Source organism: Alienimonas chondri (assembly GCF_013036045.1).
In the GTDB taxonomy this organism is placed as follows: domain Bacteria; phylum Planctomycetota; class Planctomycetia; order Planctomycetales; family Planctomycetaceae; genus Alienimonas; species Alienimonas chondri.
The window spans coordinates 1-20295 of the sequence record NZ_WTPX01000059.1; the positions used below are offsets into that span (position 1 = coordinate 1).

General features: G+C 67.7%; 16 protein-coding genes. 11 read left to right on the forward strand and 5 right to left on the reverse strand.

Annotation, left to right across the window (positions count from 1 at the left end; translation table 11 throughout):
• Positions 1–168 (forward strand): THUMP-like domain-containing protein, encoded by a 168-nt coding sequence (locus LzC2_RS23025; protein ID WP_414636413.1) that lies wholly within the window; start codon positions 1–3, stop codon positions 166–168.
• Between the two features lie 132 nt (positions 169–300).
• Here the strand turns inward: LzC2_RS23025 and LzC2_RS10520 are convergent, their stop codons facing one another.
• Positions 301–768: a hypothetical protein gene (locus LzC2_RS10520; protein ID WP_171186631.1), complete on the reverse strand. Its 468-nt coding sequence runs from the start codon at positions 766–768 to the stop codon at positions 301–303.
• Between the two features lie 276 nt (positions 769–1044).
• On the opposite strand from LzC2_RS10520, the gene LzC2_RS10525 reads away from it, so the two are divergent.
• Both LzC2_RS10525 and LzC2_RS10530 read left to right on the forward strand, forming a co-directional pair.
• A complete protein-coding gene (locus tag LzC2_RS10525) occupies positions 1045–2286 on the forward strand; it encodes a Gfo/Idh/MocA family protein (RefSeq protein ID WP_206678655.1) in 1242 nt (413 codons plus the stop codon).
• Positions 2287–2346: 60 nt separating this feature from the next.
• The gene (locus tag LzC2_RS10530; protein ID WP_206678656.1) at positions 2347–2979 is read left to right on the forward strand and encodes a transposase; all 633 of its coding nucleotides are present in this window, start codon (positions 2347–2349) and stop codon (positions 2977–2979) included.
• Positions 2980–3070: 91 nt separating this feature from the next.
• Here the strand turns inward: LzC2_RS10530 and LzC2_RS10535 are convergent, their stop codons facing one another.
• Together LzC2_RS10535 and LzC2_RS10540 are read right to left on the reverse strand one after the other, a co-directional pair.
• Complete coding sequence (locus LzC2_RS10535) at positions 3071–4945, reverse strand: adenylate/guanylate cyclase domain-containing protein (RefSeq protein WP_171186634.1); 1875 nt, start codon at positions 4943–4945, stop codon at positions 3071–3073.
• Positions 4942–7320, reverse strand: a complete 2379-nt coding sequence (locus tag LzC2_RS10540) for a serine/threonine protein kinase (protein ID WP_171186636.1) — start codon at positions 7318–7320, stop codon at positions 4942–4944. Before LzC2_RS10540 ends, LzC2_RS10535 begins: the two co-directional genes overlap by 4 nt.
• A 326-nt stretch (positions 7321–7646) precedes the next feature.
• On the opposite strand from LzC2_RS10540, the gene LzC2_RS10545 reads away from it, so the two are divergent.
• Both LzC2_RS10545 and LzC2_RS10550 read left to right on the forward strand, forming a co-directional pair.
• Complete coding sequence (locus tag LzC2_RS10545; RefSeq protein WP_171186638.1) at positions 7647–8255, forward strand: hypothetical protein; 609 nt, start codon at positions 7647–7649, stop codon at positions 8253–8255.
• A gap of 38 nt (positions 8256–8293) precedes the next feature.
• Positions 8294–10069 (forward strand): flotillin family protein, encoded by a 1776-nt coding sequence (locus LzC2_RS10550; RefSeq protein WP_171186640.1) that lies wholly within the window; start codon positions 8294–8296, stop codon positions 10067–10069.
• A gap of 228 nt (positions 10070–10297) precedes the next feature.
• On the opposite strand, the gene LzC2_RS10555 is transcribed toward LzC2_RS10550, so the two are convergent.
• Positions 10298–10495 (reverse strand): hypothetical protein, encoded by a 198-nt coding sequence (locus LzC2_RS10555; protein WP_171186642.1) that lies wholly within the window; start codon positions 10493–10495, stop codon positions 10298–10300.
• Positions 10496–10805: 310 nt separating this feature from the next.
• On the opposite strand from LzC2_RS10555, the gene LzC2_RS10560 reads away from it, so the two are divergent.
• Positions 10806–11873, forward strand: coding sequence for a DUF1559 domain-containing protein (locus tag LzC2_RS10560; protein WP_171186644.1), 1068 nt, complete (start codon positions 10806–10808; stop codon positions 11871–11873).
• Between the two features lie 612 nt (positions 11874–12485).
• Here the strand turns inward: LzC2_RS10560 and LzC2_RS10565 are convergent.
• Positions 12486–12704, reverse strand: coding sequence for a hypothetical protein (locus LzC2_RS10565; protein ID WP_171186646.1), 219 nt, complete (start codon positions 12702–12704; stop codon positions 12486–12488).
• 366 nt (positions 12705–13070) lie between these two features.
• Here LzC2_RS10565 and LzC2_RS21675 point away from each other — a divergent pair, with 366 nt between their 5' ends.
• From LzC2_RS21675 to LzC2_RS10590, 5 genes are all read left to right on the forward strand, one after another.
• On the forward strand, positions 13071–14123 hold the full coding sequence (locus LzC2_RS21675) for a DUF1559 domain-containing protein (protein WP_171186648.1): 1053 nt from the start codon (positions 13071–13073) through the stop codon (positions 14121–14123).
• 343 nt (positions 14124–14466) lie between these two features.
• On the forward strand, positions 14467–17304 hold the full coding sequence (gene gyrA, locus LzC2_RS10575) for a DNA gyrase subunit A (RefSeq protein ID WP_246254928.1): 2838 nt from the start codon (positions 14467–14469) through the stop codon (positions 17302–17304).
• A 108-nt stretch (positions 17305–17412) separates the two neighbouring features.
• Positions 17413–18723 (forward strand): UDP-glucose dehydrogenase family protein, encoded by a 1311-nt coding sequence (locus tag LzC2_RS10580; RefSeq protein ID WP_171186650.1) that lies wholly within the window; start codon positions 17413–17415, stop codon positions 18721–18723.
• Positions 18724–18862: 139 nt separating this feature from the next.
• Positions 18863–19976, forward strand: a protein-coding gene (gene prfB / locus LzC2_RS10585; protein ID WP_206678657.1) for a peptide chain release factor 2 whose coding sequence is annotated in 2 segments (ribosomal slippage) — positions 18863–18931 and positions 18933–19976 — 1113 coding nt in all. Because the reading frame shifts where the segments join, the coding sequence is not laid out codon by codon here.
• On the forward strand, positions 19973–20233 hold the full coding sequence (locus tag LzC2_RS10590) for a hypothetical protein (protein ID WP_171186652.1): 261 nt from the start codon (positions 19973–19975) through the stop codon (positions 20231–20233). The genes prfB and LzC2_RS10590 overlap by 4 nt, the downstream gene beginning before the upstream one ends.
• Positions 20234–20295 lie beyond the last annotated feature (62 nt).

Sequence of the window (20295 nt, forward strand, 5' to 3'; positions counted from 1 at the left end):
GTGGGGGAGGCGGGCGCCGGGGATGTGGAGGTGAAGTGTCGTCACCTGCCGATCGACGCCGCCGCGGTGCGTCGCAAGCTGCCGCTCTCGCCGGGCGGGCCGCGGCTCACGCTGATCTTCGCCAAATTGGAAGGCAAAGCCGCCGCGATCGTGTGCGAACGGCTCTGATGCTTCTCGCGCCTGTCGATGAGGCGAGCAGGGGGCCAATGAGGCGAGCAGGGGGCGTCAGCCCCCTGAGCGAACGATTGAGCGCCTCAGCGGGCTGACGCCCACCGCTCGCCTCATGTCTAACAGGGGAGATTACTGAACGGCGGCCTTGAAGTTGAAGGTGCCCGCCGGGACGAGGGGCAATTGGCGGCCGTTGCCGGCTGGGATGCCGTAGGCGGCGACGACGCCGCTGCGGTTTTCGGCGATGTAGATCATGCCGCCGCCGTTGTCGGTCGTGCCGGAGACGACGACGTATTCCGCGAGGCCGGCCCGGTCGCCGAAGTCCGCGGCGACGTTCCGCATATAGCTGGTGGTGAACCCGCCGTTGTTCCCGACGACGCCGCCGACCAGCGTGCCCGTCGTGCCGTCGAGCACGAAGACGCCCTCGCCCGGCCGGCCGATCGACAACGGGCTGGTGAAGATCGCCATCTTTTCGTTCCGGTCGACCGCCTCCGCTTTCAACGGCGCCGGCGAGAGAACGGCCGTGCCGACGGAACCGGCCAAGACCCCGACGGCGAGGCAGGCGACGGGCAACAACGAACGGCGGGAGGGCGTGGACATCGGCTCGGCTGGTCTGGGAAACGCCCGCGACTGCGGACGACGAGGGGACCGCCGCAGTCTACCGGCCGTCGCCCCCCGGATGCATCACAGCGATGCGCCGGCGGCGGCCGTCCCCGCAGCCTGCCGCTCGCCTCGCCGTAGTCTGCCCAGAACGATCGGACGCGGAGCGACCCGACGATTCGTCCGGCGTCGCTGCTCTCGCGTGCTTTGCACCGACGGCGGCCGGGCGGATAGCCTGTCGCGGCCCGTCCGAATCTCTCTCAACAACGCGCCACGATGCCCGCCGACCTCCCTGACGACGCCTTCCCGACCACGAACGGCAGTCTGAACCGGAAGCTGCGGATGGCCCTGGTGGGCGGCGGCAGCGGGTCGTTCATCGGCCGCGTGCACGCCACCGGCGCCGTGCTGGACAATCGGGCGGAGATCGTCGCCGGCGCCCTCTCCTCGAACCCGGAGCGGGCCAAGAAGTCCGCCCCCAGCTACGCCATTCCGGAAGACCGGGCCTACACCAGCATTCACGAACTGGTCGAGAAGGAACTCGCCCGGCCGGAAGACGATCGCATCGATTTCGTCTCGATCGCCACGCCGAACCACACGCACTTCGAGATCGCCAAGACCGCGGCGGAAGCGGGCTTCAACGTCGTCTGCGACAAGCCGATGACCTTCGATTACGCCCAGGCCGAGGAGCTGGTCAAGGTGGTCGAAGGCACCCCCGGCGTGTTCGCCCTGATGCACAACTACACCGGCTACCCGCTGATCCGTCAGGCCCGGGAGATGTGCCTGAACGGCGACTTGGGCGAGATCAACGCGATCCGCAGCAACTACATCCAGGGCTGGCTGCGGGACGCGATCGAACAGGAGGACCAGAAGCAGGCCAGCTGGCGGACCGACCCCTCGAAAAGCGGCGCCGCCGGGGCGTTCGGCGATATCGCCACCCACGCCTACAACATCGGCCGGTTCATGACGGGCTGCCTGCCGGAGGAGATCTCCTGCAACCTCAAGGCCTTCGTGGAGGGCCGCAAGCTGGACGACTACGGCCACGCCGTCGTGCGGTATCAGAACGGGGCTTTGGGCACGGTGACGGCCTCGCAGATCTCCCACGGCCACGAGAACAACCTGTACGTGGAGATCGACGGCACGAAGGCTTCATTGGTCTGGCGGCAGGAGAATCCGAACGAACTGTGGGTCCGCCAGAACGGCCAGCCGGCGAAGCTGTACACCCGCGACCCGAACGCCCCGTACCTCTCGGCGCTGGCCGCCGGAAGCTGCCGCTTGCCCAGCGGGCACCCGGAGGGCTTCTTCGAGGCCTTCGGCAACGTTTACCGGGCCGCTTTCGACGCGATGATCGCCCGCAGCGAAGGCACCAGCTTCGAGGGTCGCTCCGAGACCACCCGCGACACCCTCTACCCCAACGTCTACGACGGCGCCGAAGGGATGCTGTTCGTCACCAAGTCCGTGGAGAGCAGCGAACAGAACGGCGCCTGGGTCAGCCTGAAGAACGACTACGCGAGGCGGTAAAGCTAATGACGCCAAGGCGAGCGGGGGGCGTCAGCCCCCTGAGCGTTTTGCGGCGCCAGCTTGAACACACCTGTCTACCTCAGCGGGCTGACGCCCGCCGCTCGCCTGTCAGGAAGGAAGATGCTGTTCGATTGCGATCGTGTCTGGTTCCTGACTTGGACGCTGTACGGACGATGGTTGCCGGGGGACCCCCGCGGATTCGTCGGGACGGTCAGGGAACGTCGACCGGGCGATCGCAACGGGCCAAGGGAGCGTCATAACCAACTGCAAACCGAATATGATCGCGCCATGCCGGGGCTGCGGCGTTCGGCCCGCCAATCCATGACCGAGCCGCCCGCGCGGCTGAACTCGGCGCTGGCGAGCGTGCTTCGGACACAGTTTGCGGAGACCGCCGAGGTGCGTGACTGGCGCCTGTTCGCAGGAGCAATCATGGCGGATCATGTGCACCTGCTCGTCGGTGTCTGCGGCGATCCCGACCCGTCTATGCTGATGCGGGACTTCAAGAGTTACGGCAGTCGAGCGCTCAACCGCCTTCATCGCCGACGTTGGTGGACGCAGTCAGGTTCGACTCGCAAGAAGAGCGATCGTCGTGCGGTCCTGGCCGCGGCCCGATATACGCGGGATCAACGTGATGCTTTGGAGGTTCGGCTGGACGGCGAAATCGCTCTCGCTCTCGCGAAATTCGATTCGTAGGCGAGCGGGGGGCGTCAGCCCCCTGAGCGTTTCGCCTGTGAATGAACCGTCAAAGCCTCAGAGGGCTGACGCCCTCCGCGCGCCTCGGAGGTCACTTCTCATCGACCCGTATCACGCCGTCCCAATCGGGCGGGGCGGTGCGGTGGTGCTCGGCGAGGCGGACCCTCAGGAAGTCCTGGGCGAGGTCCGCGGCGGGGTGGCTTTGGAGCACCTCCGCGGCTCGCGGCCAGTCGCCGGCGGTGAAGGCGGCGACCGCTTCGGCGTAGCGGGCGAGGTCGGCGTCGCTGAGTGGGGAATCGCTTGCTGCGGGCAACAACTCGCTGACCCGCTCCGCCCGTCGCATCTTCGCGGGTCGCACCGTGCCCAGGGGGCGGACCCGCAATGAGGGATCGCCCGCCGCGGCGACCGCATCGGCCGTCGCGGCGTCGCACACCACGGGCACCCGCAGCGGGCCGCACAGCCCTTCGAGCCGACTGGCGAAGTTCGCGGTCGGGCCGAACACGGTGATCTTCGCCTGATCCTCCGTGCCGATTCGCCCCGCGACCGCGGGGCCGGTCGCCACGCCCACGCCCACGCGGAAGCCCGCCAACGGATCGCCCGCGGGACGCTTCCGAGCGAAATCCGCGGCGATGCGGACGGCGGCTCGGGCGGCTCGCACGGGGGCCAGCGGGTCGGCTTCAGGCCAGCCCCAGAAGGCGAGGGCGGCGTCGCCGAGGAAGTCGCCCGTCACCCCGCCGGACTCGCGGATGCGGTGGGTCATCACGGACAGCGCCGCCGACACCCGTTCCAACAGGGCCGACAGACCCGCGGAGCCGCGTTCGTCCAGAATCTGCTCGCTGGTGCGGCTGAACCCTCGCAGGTCGCAGAACAGCACGGAGGCGATGCACTCCGCCGGGGCGAGCGCCGCGGGATCGGGGGATTCGCCCAACGCTTCCAGCACGCGGGGCGGGAGGAAGGGCCGCAGCGTCGCCGCCTGTCGTTCGAGCCGACCGGACCGATCGGCGGCGGCGAGGATCTCCGCGACCAGCGTGACGAACCGCACGTCCGCGGCCCGTTCGGCGGACGGAACGCGGTTTCGGCCCTGAACCAACAGACCGCGATCGACCGGTTCGCGACGGCCCGGGCGCCCGTCGTCCGGGTCGGCGATGGGGACGACGAACGCCCAGCCGCCGCCGTCCGGGGTGAGGATCGCTTCGTTCGCGTTCAGCGATGCCGCGACGAGTTCGTCCGGCGGCGTGGGCGGCCCGGCCAGTTCGTTGCGGCCGGCCCACTCTTTCACGCGGTACTCGCCCTCGCCGCAACGACTCACCACGGCGACGGTCGTCGCGTCCTGCACGCCGGCCAACAGCAGCCCGCACAGCGCCGGCAGGCGTTGCAGGTCGTCCGGCGTGCGGAGCACCTCGGGCAGACGAGCGACGGCCTCGAAGCGGCGATCCGGCCGGGTGACGGGCACCGCCGCGAGGGAGCGGGCGTCGAACGTCAGCGTCCCTTCGGTCAGCGTGCCGAGGAACGAGGCGCTGGCCGGGCCGGGGAAGACGGTCTCCTCATCCGCATCGGCGGTCGGCGGGGTGACACGAAACCGGGTGCGACCGGCGGCCAGCCGCGTGGGTTCGTGCAAGCGCCGCGAGCCTTCGACCCGCTCCCCGTTGCAGAAGATCGGGTTCTGCCCGTCGGTGCGATCGTGGATCGTCAGCGTTTCCGCCCCGTCGCCGCTGGACTCCGGCATGGTCGCCCGGAAATGCACCCGGGAGAGCCGCGGATCGTTCGACACCCGCAGCTCGCACAAGGCGGAGCGCCCCACGGACAACGACTGCCCCGGCCGCACGACGACCGATCCCCCGCCGTCCACCGCGATCGTCCAGCCGTCGTCGGCATGCCGGTCGCCAGCGTGCCCGCCGTCGGCGTCCGGCGCCGAATTCCCCGCGACCCCCGGCGGAGCCGAGCCGTGCTCCGTGCGGCCGGTCACGCCGTCGCCCGGTCGCGGGTGAACCAGAACAGCAGCCCGCCGAGCGTCAGCAAGACGCCCCCGGCCAGCACGGCGCCGACTTTCAGCAGGGCGCCGCGGAACGATTCCATCAGCCGCAGGGCGTCGCGATGCGGCTCCTGCACGACCACCACCCAGTCCGTGCCCCGCACCGGGGCGAACGCGGCGATCCACGGCCCGGCGAAACGCTCCCCGCCGGCGGCGTTGGCGGCGGGATCGGCGTGGGCTTCGGTGCGGTAGCTGAGGCGGTCGTCTGCAAAGGCTGCTTCGAGGGCGGTCCGCTGGTCGGGGGGGAGGCAGACGGACTGCTTCTCCGCGACGGTCGCATCCGGCCGACCCGCGAGCCACGGGTGATCCAGCAACTCGCCGGACTGCCGATCGAACAGGGCGATGACCCGGTCGAAGCGGGGCGCCTCGTCTTCATCGAGTCGTTCGCCGTTGCGGCCCTCGCCGGTGATGCCCCGTTTCGTCGAATCGTATTCCGCCAGCAGGGCGTCCTGCACGACCGTGCGGGCCAGCACGCCGACCACCCGCCCCTCTTCGTTCCGAACCGGCGTGGAGAACGCCAGCTTCCACTCGAAGGTGCTGGTGGAGAAGTACGGCAGCGAGAGATGCGTGGCCTCGATCGGGGCGGCCTCGCCGGGCTCGGTATCGCGGGGCAGATCGCCGGGCAGGCCGTGGAAATAGTCCCGCCAGACGAAGTTGCGATTGACGACTTCGCCGTCGAAGGGCTTCCGCCAGCGCGTCACGCCGGTGGCGTCCTGCAGGAACCAACTGGTGTCGACCGCGTCCCGCAGGCCGTCCGTCATCGGACCGCCGAACTCGAACGTCTTCGGCGTGACCCGCGAGAGGTAATCGCCGAGTGCCTCGACCGCCGGGCCGTCCTTCCACTCCTCGGCAGCGGCGTTCTCCACAAGTTCGGCCAACCGCGGGGCGGCGGCGATCTGTTCGAGGCTGATCTGCTTGCGTTGCACCTCCCGTTCGAGGCTGCGGGCGACGAGGCCGGCGGAGAGGGCGTTCGCCTCCTTGGCCCGTGCGATGACCTGCCCGCGACCGGTTTCGAGCGTGCGATTGACGATCACCGCCCCCACCAGCAGCAGCATCGCCGCGACCGCGGCCGGCCCGAGCAGCCCCCAGCGAGCCCGCGAACGCCGGACGGCATCCTCGGAGCGTTGTCGCAGCGCCGTGCGAACGGCCTGAGCGTTCGGATAGCGGTCCGCGGGGTCCGGCTTTAAGCACCGATCGACGATGCGAGCCAGCGGGCCGTCGACCCCGCGGACATGATGGTGCCCCGTCGGCGCCGGGGCGTTCACGACGGCTTCGCGGTAGGCGTCGAGCCGTTCGCCCGGCGGGCAACTCTTCAGGCGTTCGGACAGTTCTTCCGTGCGATGCGGCGGATCGCCGGTGAGCATTTCGTAGAGGACGGCGCCGAGGGCGTACACGTCCCACCGGGCATCCGGGGCGGCGTCCGCGGCGACCTGCTCCGGGGGCATGTAGAAGAGCGTGCCCAGCGGTCGCCCGCCGGTGCGCGCCTCGGACGCGGAATCGTCCGCGGTGCCGCCCGTGCCGTTCGACGGGTTCCCGCCCACGCCGCGGGCCTGTCCGAAATCGCACAGCCGCGGCACGCCGTCGCGGTCCAGCAGGACGTTCCCCGGCTTCAGATCGCAGTGCAGAATGCCCGACCCGTGGGCGTGCACCAGCCCGGCGGCGATGCCTTCGGCCAACTCGGCGGCTCGCTTGGGGGACAGCGGCTCCCGCTTCGCCGCGGTTCCCGGCCCCGCCCCGGTCTTCTCTGAGGCCGCGGATTTCTCTGGCGTCGACGGGCCGGCCAGCAGATCGGCCAGCGAACCGTCCGGCAGGTACTCCATGACGTAGTAGGGCGGATCGGCCTCCCAACCGACGCCCAGCAATTGCACGACGTGCCGGCTGGCGTCGAGCGCCGCGAGTTTCTCCACCTCCCGCGTCAGCAGCGGCCAGTCCAGCGCCCGGACGTGGCGAAACGTCTTCACCGCGACCTGTTTGCCGGTCGCGGACTCCGTCGCCAGCCAAACGGCGCCGAACCCCCCGCGGCCCAGCAGGTGCCGCAGTCGGTAGCCCGGCGGATCGGCCGGCTTGGGTTCGGCTCGGCGGGCGCCGGGGCGGGAGAGCCGACGGGTGACGGCCACGTCCGCGGGACCGGGCTTGACCGTCTCCGCCAGCGGATCGAATCGACCGGCCGACCCCGGCGAACCGGTCGACGCCGCAGAACCGGCGGCGCCCGGCGGGCGGGCGGCGTCGGGTTCGGTCGGAACGTCGGCTTCGTTCGGCGAGCCGGAGGCGTCGCGATCGGACTGCGGCGGGGCGGAGGCGCTGGGCATCGGGCGGGGATCGTACCCGGGACGGCTTTCGGAGCGGAGACTTCCTCGCCGCGACGGACGCATTGAGGGGCAACCGGGACCGCGGCGGGTACGGGTTACAAGGTCGGACATCCCGCCGGAGCGAAGCAGCAGCCGTGCCGGACCGGATCGGATGCGGCATCCGGTCGCGGCGCTCGTCAGAATGCACGCTCCGAGTTCTTTTTTCCTCACGCTCGCTCCGCTCGGTCGTGAACCGGCTCGGGTGATCCGTCGTTCGCTCGGCGCCGAGTCGCGTTCGACACCGTCCCTTCCCGCCGAATCGCTTCCGCCCGGAGGATCCCCCCCCGATGTTCACCCTCTACGCCGCTCTCGCCCTCGTCGGCGGGACGCTGTTGCTCTGTCAGGTCGTGATGACGCTGCTGGGCCTCGGCGGAGACTTCGACGGGGACTTCGACGTCGACGCCGATATGGACCTCGATTTCGACGCCGGCGACGCCGATCCGGGCGACGCCGGCGCCGGCGACCACGAACACGGCCACGGCGGGCACGGCAGCTTCGTGTCGGCCCTGTCTCTGCGGGCGCTGACCGCGGCGGCGACGTTCGCCGGATTGGCGGGACTGATCGGCTCGGAGTTGCAGTGGGCCTTCTGGATCACGGGCGGGGCGGCGGCGTTCGCCGGCCTCGCCGGCCTGCTGGCGGTCAGTTGGGTGATGGGGCAACTGCACAAGCTGGGGGCGGACGGCACGGTGAACACCGACGGCGTCGCCGGCTGCTACGGCACCGTGTACGTCCGCGTGCCCGGCGAGCGGGCCGGACTGGGCAAGGTGCAGCTCGAATACGCCGGCCGCACCGTCGAAATGGCCGCCACCACCGACGGACCGGAACTGCCCAGCGGCACCCCGATCATCGTTCGTGAAGTCACCGGGCCGGACACCGCCGACGTCGCCGCGATCTGAGACCTAGGTTCGTATCCCTCTCCCATCGGAACCACCTCATGCCCCCCTCATCGCTCCTGCCCCCGTTGGCCCAGTTCCCGCCCGGGGAGACGCTTACGGAGGGCTCTAACGCCTCGATCTACGCCTTGGCCGCGATCGTCGCGGCGGCACTGATCGCTTTCACCCTGCTGATGTTGGTGGTGAAGCGGTACAAGCGCTGTCCGTCGAACCGCGTGTTGGTGATCTACGGAAAAACGGGCGGCAAGCCCGAGGAAGGGGAGGGGCAGGCCGTGAAGTGCCTGCACGGCGGGGCGAGCTTCGTCTGGCCGCTGATTCAGGACCACGATTACCTGAGCCTCGATCCGATTCAGATCGAGATCCCCCTCCGCGGGGCGCTCTCGATGGAGAACATCCGGGTCAACGTGCCCAGCGTGTTCACGGTCGCCGTCGGCACGACGCCGGAACTGATGACCAACGCCGCGATCCGCCTGCTCGGGTTGGACACCGAGGAGATCAAATCGCAGGCCCAGGAGATCATCTTCGGTCAGCTCCGGCAGGTGATCGCCTCGATGAGGATCGAGGACATCAACCGCGACCGAGACACCTTCCTCTCCCACGTTCAGAACAGCGTGGAGCCGGAGCTGCGGAAGATCGGTTTGGTCCTCATCAACGTCAACATCACGGACATCCAGGACGAGTCCGGCTACATCGACGCGATCGGGAAAAAGGCCGCCTCGCAGGCGGTGCAGACGGCCCGCGGCGATGTGGCGGATCAGGAGAAACTGGGCGAAATCCGCGTCGCCGAGGCCCAGCGGGAGCGGGAGATCGCCGTCGCGGTCGCCAACAAGGAGCGGGAACTGGGAACCCGCGGCGCCGCCCGCGACCAGGCGATCGGCGTGGCGGATTATGAACGCGATCAGGAGGTCGGCGAGCAGCAGGCCCAGTTCGAACGCGACGTGCAGGTGAAGGAAGCGGAGCGTGAGAAGCGCATCAAAAACGCCCGGGCCGACGCCGCCGCCGTCGAGGGCGAGAACGAAGCGGCCGCCCTCGTCGCCGCCTCGCGGGCCCAGTTGGGCGTGAAGAATGCGGAGGCTTATCAGCTGGCCGAGACCCGCAAGCGTGAAGCCGAGGCCGCGGTGCAGGAGGCCCAGTTCCGGGCGATGACCAAGGCGGCGCTCGCCGAGGCGGAGAAGATCGAGGCCCAACAGCGAGCCGAACTGGAATCGCTCGCGAAGGCCCAGAAGGCGAAGCGCATCGTCGACGCCGAGGCCGCCGGCGAGCAGCGCCGCATCGAAGCCGACGCCGAGGCCCACGCGATCTTCGCCAAGTTCGACGCCGAGGCCCGCGGTCAGTACGAGATCATGGCCAAAAAGGCCGAGGGTCTGGAACGCATCGTCGCGGCCTGCGGCGGCAGCGACAAAGCCTTCCAGATGCTGATGCTCGAACACCTCGACGCCCTGACCGAAGCGAGCGCCAAGGCGATCTCGAACATCAAGTTCGACAAGGTCGTCGTCTGGGAAGGCGGCGGGAAGGACGGCCAGAGCAGCACCGCCGGCTTCCTGCAAAACATGGCCCGCAGCCTGCCCCCGATGATGGAGGTGATGAAAGACGTGGCCGGCGTCGAACTGCCGGAGACGCTCGTGAAGATGGTCGAAGACCGCGACGCGGCCCTCGATAAGAAGCAAGACCCGGTCTCGCAACGCACGACGGCGCCGCCGCCGCAGCCCTCGAAGCGAGCGTCCAGCAACGGCCCGGCGAACCCGTCGACCGCGTCCGGTGAAGGGAAGGCCGGCAAGGACAAACCTGCCGGCGGCAAACCCGCCGCTGAAGAATAGAGGGTTCCGCGGTCCGTGGCCGAAGCGGGGACGCGTTCTCCATTGGAACGGCCCCGCTTTGACCCGCGATCGCCAGCCCTTCGCGGCGGGATCGACCGTCGTTTCTCGGTGACGGGACCGTTCGCATGTGCAGCGAGCGCTCCGGAGGCCTGAGGCCTCCGGAGCGCTGCGGTCACCGATTCGATGCTGGTTAGCCGAACGCTGGTCGGCCTCCCCGACTCAAGACCGTCAGTTTCGGTAGCCTTCGTCTTCGCCGTCGAGAGCTTTGTTTGCCTCGATAATTTCATCTTTCGTGGGCATGCCCTCTCCCATGCCGTCCGGGCCGGAATCGCAACCGGCTGCAAACAGCGGGATCGCGGTCGGCAGGGCGACTGCGGCCGTGAGAGCCAAACGAGAGAGAATCGCGGTGCGTGAAGTCTGTCGCATCGAAGAACCGACGAATGAAGCGATGGGAAACGGGTCTCCGAGAAGATGACCGCACGGCAGCGCTCTCGCAAGAGAATGCGTAAGTATCCGCCGATATCGAGATGGTCATGACTTCCGCGTCAAGCGGACCATTGCGTTGTGTCAACGAGCCGTTCGGCAACCGTTGACTCAAACTCATCAGCTCTTCATGATCCATGGGTGGACATTTCTAAGTTTGCGTTCTGCAGACCTCCTGTCCTGTTCTCCACAGCCTCAAACCCTTCGTAGCACCATGCAAAAACCTTCACCGATTCCGCAGACTCCGTCTGCCATGGAACGTCGGGGATTCACGCTGATCGAACTGCTGGTGGTCATTGCGATCATCGCGATCCTGGTCAGCCTGCTTCTGCCGGCCGTTCAGCAGGCCCGCGAAGCCGCGCGGCGCAGCCAGTGCCAGAACAACTTGAAGCAGTTGGGCTTGGCGATGCACAACTATCACGGCACCTACAAGAGTTTGCCGATCGGTAACGGGGGCGGCACCGGGGCCTCGTGGGCCGCGAATCGTCGGGCCAGCGGGTTCCCGTCGTTGACTCCCTACCTCGATCAAACGCCGCTGTGGACGCGGATTAAGGCGGAGCGGACCGGCAGGGGCGCCACGTGGAACGGACCCTACAACGTTCAGATTACGACGCTGCTTTGCCCCTCCGACGGCGTGCCGCACACGGATACGCTCTCCTCGGGCGATACGAATTACGGCCTCTGCTACGGCGATAACGGCCGCACGCACTTCAACACAAGCGCCCAGCACCGGCGCGGCGCCTTCGCCCATCGTGTGGTGCGTGGGTTTCGGGATCTGAAGGACGGCACCACGACCACGGTCCTCGCCGCGGAAATCGGCCCCCGATGGGACGGCAGCCGGGCGTTCGGCGGCCTCTGCGTCGCCAACCTGGGCAGCGAAATCTTCAACGACGTCCAGCAATATTGCATCGAGGCCGTCAGCGACCCGCAGGCCCCTGGCTTCTACCGCGAAGGCGTTCAATTCGACTGGAATGGCGCCGGAAACGTGAACAACTTCCGCGGCGGACGGTATGCCTCCGGCCCGCTCTTCGCCGGGGTGAATACGGTCATCGCTCCGAACGGACCGAGTTGTGCCGTCAACAGCGACGCACACACCGGCGGCGGCATGATCCTGACCGCGGGCAGTCCCCACGCTGGCGGCGCCCAGGTCGTCATGGGCGACGGTTCCGTTCAGTTTGTCAGCGAGACCGTCGACACCGGGGATCTCTCGTGGGATATGTCGGCCAACGGAAACAAGATCGACGGTGCCAGCCCCTACGGCGTTTGGGGCGCGCTCGGTTCGGTCAACGGCGGCGAAACCAATGCCGGGGACGCCTTCTGACGTTCCGACGTCTGACACTTTCGAGAGCGATTCTCGAGTTGAAGCGTTCTCTCAGATCCTCGTCGCGAACTCCGCGGCGGGGATTTTTTCGTCTCGGCGCTGTCCGTCCCGCCCGACGGGCACACCGGCCACGTGAAACGGTGCGAGAGTGCGGATGCGCGTCGGAGCGGGGGCAGGGAGGGTGAAGCCGACAGAATGCCCCGCCGAGCCGCCGCCGCCGGCCGTCCGATGCCGAGCAACGGCCCGACGCTCCCGCCGCCTCGGATCAGCAGGATGCGTCGCACGCAGACACGACCGACGAGCGGCCCCCGGTGCGGTTGGTGCGTCCGGCCGATCAATCTGGCGGTTTTGGTAGCCACCTGTGAGCCCGAAGCGCAAGCGAGGCCGTGCAGTCGCCAACCTCGCTTGCGCTTCGGACTCACAAAAAGACGCTTCACCTCTCCCCCGGAGGTACCAACGCCAACGCACAGGCGAACGGGGAACTGACGTTCCCCGTTCGCCTGTGCGTTGGCGTGTTCAATATGGCGGGGCGGTCCGCCGGGCGTCAGTTCTATGCCGCGGAGGCGGTTCGGGCCGAGGTTGCTGAAAGAAGCGGCGCTGCTGTGGTCCCGATCAGAAGGCGCCGTCTCCCTCCGCCTCGGCGTCCGCCGCGTCGGACCATTTGTCGTTCTCGGCGATGATTTCCTCCATCGTCTTGCCCTCCGGCCCCATCCCGCCGGAGCCGTGGCCCCCGCAACCGACGGTGACGCCGGCGAGCGGCAGCGACAACGCTAAGAACGCCGCACCGGACAGCGCTCGCGGGCGGACGGTGAAACGCGATGGATTGGGCATGAGAGCAGGGGCCGAAAGACGGAGCAAACGAGGATGGAGACAGGAACGGCGGCCGCCTCGAACGGGCGACCGAACCGCGAAGTCGATCCTACGCATTGACAGGAACTGATGTGATCTTCAATGTCAGGGGCGCCGGCCCGCCTGTCAAGCGTGCGTTTTCAGCTCCGGACGGGTCTCGGCGGGGTCTCCCCCCGCCGTGTCCGGCTTTGCCCATCTCCAAGTCCAACAACGGGCGTTCTGCCCGTCTGACCTCTTGTCACTCAGGTCCGAATGTACTCACTCCAGCCCCCCTCCAATCCTCCCTCAGGCGCGTCGTCGCACCGAGTCGCGGCCGCTCGACGAGGCTTCACGCTGATCGAACTGCTGGTGGTCATTGCGATCATCGCGATCCTGGTCAGCCTGCTTCTGCCGGCCGTTCAGCAGGCCCGCGAAGCCGCCCGCCGCAGCCAGTGCCAGAACAACATGAAGCAGATCGGTCTGGCGATGCACAACTATCATAGTACCTTCAAGACCCTCCCGCTGGGCTATCACAACGGCCGAAGCAACGACCGCGGCCGGCTGTCGGCGCTGCCGGCGCTGTTGCCCTACATGGACGAGAGGACGATCTGGGACGAGGTGAAGGTCTCCCGGCGAACGGCGGCTTGCACGAGCGACCGCTGGAGCAAGGCGAACGGGTTCGAAGTCACCAGCTTCATTTGCCCTTCCGACGGGGCGATCTCCCGGGCGACGCTCCGGCAGGCGGATACGAACTACGGCCTGTGCTGCGGCGACAACGGCAGGGTCTTCACGGGCACCAATAACGGCAATCGGAAGTCGAACGCCGCCAATAGTCGCGGAGCGTTCGCCAGCGGGTACGCCTACGGATTTCGAGATTTGCGCGACGGCACCACGACCACGATTCTCGGCGGCGAGATCGGCCCGCGGTGGGGCGGCGGTCTGGAATTCGGCGGGTTGGTCGCCTCCGGCCTCGGCGGCGGAATCTTCGATAACGCTCAAGTGAACTGCATCGAAGCCGTGTCCGATCCCGAGAATCCCGGCTTCTATCAGCAGACCGGGCTGCGGTTCGGGCATCGCGCGGGAGCCGTCAACAGCTTCCGCGGGGGACGGTACATGGAAGGGGCTCTGTTCACGTCGTTCATCACCGTGATTCCGCCCAACGGTCCCAGCTGCGCCGCCCCGGGGAACCCCCACCCCAACGGGAGAGGCCTGTACGCTGCCGGAAGCGCCCACTCCGGCGGCGTTCAAGTGGTGATGGGGGACGGCTCGGTGCAATTCATCAGCGATACGATCGACACCGGCGACCTGACCTACAGCCAAGCGTCGAACGGCAATACGATCTCCGGCAACAGCCCCTACGGCGTGTGGGGCGCCCTCGGCTCCCGTGCCGGCGGCGAGACGGTCGCCAGCGAGGCCTTCTAACCGGCGCCGTCCGACCTCTCGGCGGACCCGTTGAGGCTCATGCATGAACGCCCCCCGCAGCCTGTGCTGCGGGGGGCGTTTTTCGTCCGATCAGGTCGTTCGGCGGGGGGGCGTGTCACGGGACGGCGGCGGCGATCGACGCTCTTCGACCGCTTTCGCGGGTCGTCCCGGACGGAGGGGGAGAACGCGGATCCGGTTCGCCGCAAATGCCTGTCGCCGTTGAGGTTTGCGGCCCCCCGGTTAGAATGCGGGAACTAGCCGCTTCTCCTTATCTATGTGAGCGCCCGCGTTGGCTGACGACACCCCCGAGCCCGATCCCAATGCAACGACGGGGCAGGACGCCTTGACCGGGGACCAGATCGTCGAGGAACGCCCGGACCCGGCGCTGAGCGGGAACGTCGGGAACGTCCGGCCTCTGGACATCCAGGACGAGATGCGGACCAGCTACCTGACGTACGCCATGAGCGTCATCGTCAGCCGGGCGCTGCCGGACGTGCGGGACGGCCTGAAGCCCTCCCAGCGTCGCATCCTGGTGGCGATGCGGGATCTGAACCTCAACCCCGGCGGAAGCACGACGAAGTGCTCCAAGATCGTCGGCCAGACGATGGGTAGCTACCACCCGCACGGCGACGGGGCGATCTATCCCACGCTGGCCCGCATGGCGCAGCCGTGGGTGATGCGGGGCGAGCTGATCGCCAAGCAGGGCAACTTCGGTTCACTGGCCGGCCTGCCGCCGGCCCAGATGCGGTACACCGAAGCGAAGATGTCGTCGCTGGCGACGGAGCTGCTGCGGGACATCGACAAGGACACCGTCGACTTCGTCCAGACCTACGACCAGAAGGGCACCGAACCGACGGTTCTGCCCAGTCGGTACCCGAACCTGTTGGTGAACGGCTCCACCGGCATCGCGGTCGGCATGGCGACCAGCATCCCGCCGCACAACCTCGGCGAGGTCTGTCGCGGCGTCGCGGCGCTGATCGACGATCCGATGCTGTCGGTCGAGGGGCTGATGGAGCATATCCCCGGCCCGGACTTCCCCACCGGCGGCGTGATCTGCGGCCGCATGGGCATTCTGCAGGGCTACCGCACCGGCCGCAGCACGCTCACCCTGCGGGCCAGAACGCGGTTCGAGACGAAGGGGCGCCAGGAGACGATCGTCGTCACCGAGATCCCGTACATGGAGACCCGCGACCGCATCCGCGAGAAGCTGGAGCAGGTCGCTAAAGAGGGCCGCGTCGAGGGCATCAGCCGCGTCACGGACTTCACCGACCGCAAGACGGCGCCCTGGCAGGCCGAGATCCACATCGATCTCAAGCGGGACGCGGATCGCGACGTGGTGCTGAACCAGCTGTTCAAGTTCAGCCCGCTGCAGTCGACGGTCTCCGTGATTCTGCTGGCCTTGGTCGGTCAGCGGCCGAAGACTCTCAGCCTGCGTGAGATCCTGCTGGAGTTCGTTCGTCACCGGGTGGACGTGATCCGCCGGCGGACCGAGCACCAACTCGCCGCGGCGAAGGCCCGCAAGCACACGGTCGAGGGCTTGCTGATCGCCCAGTCGAACATCGACGAAGTCATCAAGACGATCCGGGCCTCGCCCAGCCGCGACGAAGCCCGCAACCGCTTGCAGGACATTCAGGTGCCCGCGGAGCTGATCGCCCGGGCGCTGGGCGACGGTTTCGACCTGTTCCTGGAAGAGAAGGGGAAAGCGGACACCTATTCCCTGTCTCGCAAGCAGGCGGACGCGATCGTCTCGATGCAGTTGGGCAGCTTGGCGAACCTCGAACGCGAGCAGCTCGGCGGGGAATACGCGGAGCTGATCGACAGCATCCGCGAGTTCCTCCGGCTGCTCTCCGACGAAACGCACCTGCGAGCCGTCGTCAAAGCGGACATGCTCGAACTGGCGGAGCGCTTCGGCGACGAACGTCGCACGGAGATCGACCCGACCGAGTTGGGCAACGTGGACATCGGCGACCTGATCGCCGAGGAACCGATGGTCGTGACCATCTCCTCCCGCGGCTACGTCAAGCGGACGCCGCTGTCGGTCTATCAGGCCCAGAACCGCGGCGGCAAGGGGGTGAAGGGGACGAAGACCGACGAGGAAGACCCCGTCGAGCACCTGTTCGTCTCCAGCACGCACGACTGGCTGCTGTTCTTCACCGACAAGGGCAAAGTCTACTGGCGGAAGGTCTACGACCTGCCGTTCGGCTCCCGCATCGCCAAGGGGCGGGCGTTGGTCAACCTGCTGCAACTCTCCGACGCCGGCGAGAACGTCGCCAACTGTCTCGCCGTCGGCGAGTTCCCGGACGATCAGTACCTCATCATGGCGACCCGCAACGGGACCGTGAAGAAGACGGCGCTCTCCGCCTACGGTCGTCCGCTGCGGGGCGGGATCATCGCCATCAACCTGGACGAGGGCGACGAGCTGATCGACGTGCGGATCGTCCGCGAGGGCGACGACGTGGTCCTCGCCACGAAGACCGGCATGAGCATCCGCTTCTCCCACGAAGACGCCCGCCCGATGGGCCGAGCGACCCGCGGCGTGCGGGGCATCAATCTGCAACAGGATGACGAGGTCGTCGGCCTGGTCGTCGCCGACCCGGACCTGCGGCTGCTGACGCTGTCCGAGAAGGGGCTCGGCAAACGGACCCCCTTCGGCCTCGGCGAACTCCCCGATGCGAGCGACGACGCCGAGGAGGACGACGCGACCGATGGCTCCGACGCGGCCGACGACGAATCGGGCGAGAACGGCGACGCCCCTGTCGCCAGCGGCAACGCCCGGTATCGCCGCCAGAAGCGGGGCGGCAAGGGACTGCGTGACTTGAAGGTCACCGCGAAGACCGGCCCGGTGATCTCCGTCGCCGCGGTCGCGGACGACGACGAGGTGCTGATGATGACGGCCGCCGGCAAGATTCAACGCATCCGCGCTCGGGATATTCGCGAAACCGGCCGCAACGCTCAGGGCGTGCGGTGTATTCGCCTCGATTCGGGCGACACGCTGGCCTCCGTCGCCCGCATCCCCGCCGAACTCGTCGAGGCGGAACTGACCGACGCCGAGGTCGCGGTCGAGACCGAAGGCGTCGTCGAACCGGCTCTCGAACGCCCCGCCGACGAACCGGTCGCGGTTCCCCCGCCGGCCGACGTGGTGGTGGATCCGACGGCCGAATCTGACGAATCTGACGACTGAGGCAAGCGCTTCTCAGCGACGCTTACTCGGGTGGTGGGCGTCGTTACACTCACCCGCGTCCCCGTTATCACGCGCGTCCGCGGACCGCGTCGTCTGAGAGGAATTGACTTGAAGATCGCCATGATCGGGACCGGCTACGTCGGTCTCGTCACCGGAACCTGCTTCGCCGAGAGCGGCAATCAGGTGACCTGCCTGGACATTGACGAAGAAAAGGTCGCCGGCCTGAACGACGGGGTCATCCCGATCTACGAACCCGGCCTGACCGAACTGGTCAAACGGAACCACGCCGCGGGCCGTTTGAAGTTCACCACTCACCCGGACGGCGCCATCCCGGACGCCAAGTGCGTGTTCATCGGCGTGGGCACCCCGCAGGGGGACGACGGTCGGGCGAACCTCTCGGCGCTGTTCGGCTGCGTGGAGACGATCGCCTCGCGGATCAAGGAGGATGCGATCGTGGTCATCAAGTCGACGGTCCCCGTCGGTACGAACCGCAAGGTCGCCGCCAAGCTGAAGGAACTCACCGGCCGCGACGTGGACGTCGCCAGCAACCCGGAGTTTCTCAAGGAAGGCGCCGCGGTCGACGACTTCACCAAACCGGATCGCGTCGTCGTCGGAACGGTCCGCGATGAGGTGACGGAAGTGCTGCACGAGCTGTACCGACCCTTCCTTCGCACGGAGCGGCCCTTCCTGTCGATGGGGTGGGAGAGCGCCGAGATGACCAAATACGTCGCCAACTGCCTGCTGGCGACGAAGATCAGCTTCATCAACGAAATGGCGAACCTCTGCGAGCGGGTCGGCGCCGACGTGAACAGCGTCCGCCGCGGCATCGGGCACGACCAGCGGATCGGCTTCTCCTTCCTGTTCCCCGGCGTGGGCTACGGCGGAAGCTGCTTCCCGAAGGACGTGCGGGCGCTGATGGCGGTCGCCGAAGACACGGGGATGACGTCGCGAATTCTCGCCGCCGTCGACGAGGTGAACGACGCGCAGAAAACCGTTCTGTTCGAGAAGGTGAAGGCCCAACTGGGCGAGAAGCTCAGCGGTAAAACGATCGGCGTGTGGGGTCTGGCCTTCAAACCCCGCACCGACGACATTCGCGAAGCGCCGGCGCTCGTGCTGATCGATTCGCTGCTGAAGGCCGGCGCCACGGTGCAGGTCCACGACCCGGTCGCGGAGGCGAACGTGAAAGCGATCTACGGCGACAAGCTGATCTACGGCGAACACCACTACGACGCCGCCCGCGACGCCGACCTGCTGTGCATCTGCACGGAGTGGAACGAGTTCCGCAACCCGGACTTCGACTACCTCAAGCACGCGATGGCCGCCCCGGTGATCCTCGACGGCCGCAACCTGTTCGACCCCGCCGAGATGGCCGAACGCGGCTTCACCTACGAAGGCATCGGCCTCTCCGCGAACGGCTGAACCCCAAGCGAGCGGGGGGCGTCAGCCCGCTAAGTCTCTCCGGCTGAGCCGCTCGCATGCCTCAAAGGGCTGACGCCCTCCGCTCGCCGCGGTCGCGATTTCACTTTCTCCCTACGCCTCGCCCCTCGCGATTTTTTCAATGGACGCCGACCTCTCCGCCCGCGCCGACGCGGTGTTCGCTCGCATTACCAATCTGAAGGACTCTCTTTGACCACGCGGCTCTGACCGCCAAGGTCGAGGAGGCGAACGCCCAGATGTCCGCCCCGACCTTCTGGGACGATCAGGAGGCCGCTCAGAAAGTCGTCTCCGGTCTGTCCGCCACGCAGGCGGTGCTCAAGCCGTTGAACGAACTGCTGGAGCTGAAGGGCGATGCCGAGGCGTATCTCGAACTGGCCGCCGAAGACCCCGAGGAGGCAGCCGCGATGGCGGACGACCTTGGGAAATCGATCGCCACGTTGGAGAAGAAGACCGACGCGATGGAACTTCGGCAGGTGATGAGCGCCCCGGAAGACCGCTGCGACGCCTTCGTTTCGATCCAGGCGGGGGAGGGCGGCACCGACGCCGCCGACTGGGCCGCGATGTTGATGCGGATGTATCAGCGCTGGGCGGAACGGGAGGGGTACAAAGTCGAGTTGGTGGAGTCCTCCGAGGCGGAAGAGGCCGGCATCCGCAGCGCCACGTTGCTGGTGAAGGGCGATCACCCGTTCGGCTATCTAAAGGGCGAAAGCGGCCAGCATCGGCTCATTCGCATCAGCCCCTTCGACGGCGCGGGCCGGCGGCAGACGAGCTTCGCCGCGATCGACGTCACGCCGGATCTCGGCGATCAGATCAGCGTGGACGTCGATTACGCCGCGGACGTCCGCGAGGACACGATGCGCGCGGGCGGGGCCGGCGGTCAGCACGTCAACAAGACGGAGTCCGCCATTCGTCTGACCCACCTGCCGACCGGCACCGTCGTGCAGTGTCAGAGCCAGCGCAGCCAGCACCAGAACCGCGCCCACGCCCGGCAGATGCTGGAATCGAAGCTCTATCAGATGCAGGTCGAAGCCCAAGAGGCGGAGAACGCCGCGCGACGCGGCGAGAAGAGCAAGATCGGCTTCGGCGGTGAAACGATTCGCAACTACGTGCTGCACCCGGATCGCTTCGCCAAGGACACTCGGACCGGCCACCGCGAGACGAACCCGGACGCCGTCATCGACGGCGACCTGCAACGGTTCATCGACGCCTACCTCCGCTGGAGCATCGGCGAGTGATCGCGTCTGACCGACTCGCGGCCGTCGCCTGCGGTTTCGCGGGCGCCTGCCTGCTCTCCCTCGTGGGCTGCACTTGGGAGACGGAGGTCGAAACGCAGACGATCTCAATCCTGCACGAACCGGAGGAGGCACCGGACGACGTCCCGATCTTCGAGGCCGTCGAGATGCCGGAGCGGCTTGAGGACGAGTCCGCTTCAAGCGAAGCCGAATCCGGCGACCTTAAGAATGATTCGGGCAATACCGACGGCCCGCGGTGAACTGTTGCGTGGGAGGGCTGAGACCCTCACGCTGGCGTTTGTTGATTCATGTCGCCGACTTC

Coding starts and splice junctions, on each gene's coding strand:
- LzC2_RS10520 (WP_171186631.1), bottom strand. CDS start 768: ATGTCCACGCCCTCCCGCCGTTCGTTGTTGCCCGTCGCCTGCCTCGCC.
- LzC2_RS10525 (WP_206678655.1), top strand. CDS start 1,045: ATGCCCGCCGACCTCCCTGACGACGCCTTCCCGACCACGAACGGCAGT.
- LzC2_RS10540 (WP_171186636.1), bottom strand. CDS start 7,320: ATGCCCAGCGCCTCCGCCCCGCCGCAGTCCGATCGCGACGCCTCCGGC.
- LzC2_RS10545 (WP_171186638.1), top strand. CDS start 7,647: ATGTTCACCCTCTACGCCGCTCTCGCCCTCGTCGGCGGGACGCTGTTG.
- LzC2_RS10550 (WP_171186640.1), top strand. CDS start 8,294: ATGCCCCCCTCATCGCTCCTGCCCCCGTTGGCCCAGTTCCCGCCCGGG.
- LzC2_RS10555 (WP_171186642.1), bottom strand. CDS start 10,495: ATGCGACAGACTTCACGCACCGCGATTCTCTCTCGTTTGGCTCTCACG.
- LzC2_RS10560 (WP_171186644.1), top strand. CDS start 10,806: ATGGAACGTCGGGGATTCACGCTGATCGAACTGCTGGTGGTCATTGCG.
- LzC2_RS10565 (WP_171186646.1), bottom strand. CDS start 12,704: ATGCCCAATCCATCGCGTTTCACCGTCCGCCCGCGAGCGCTGTCCGGT.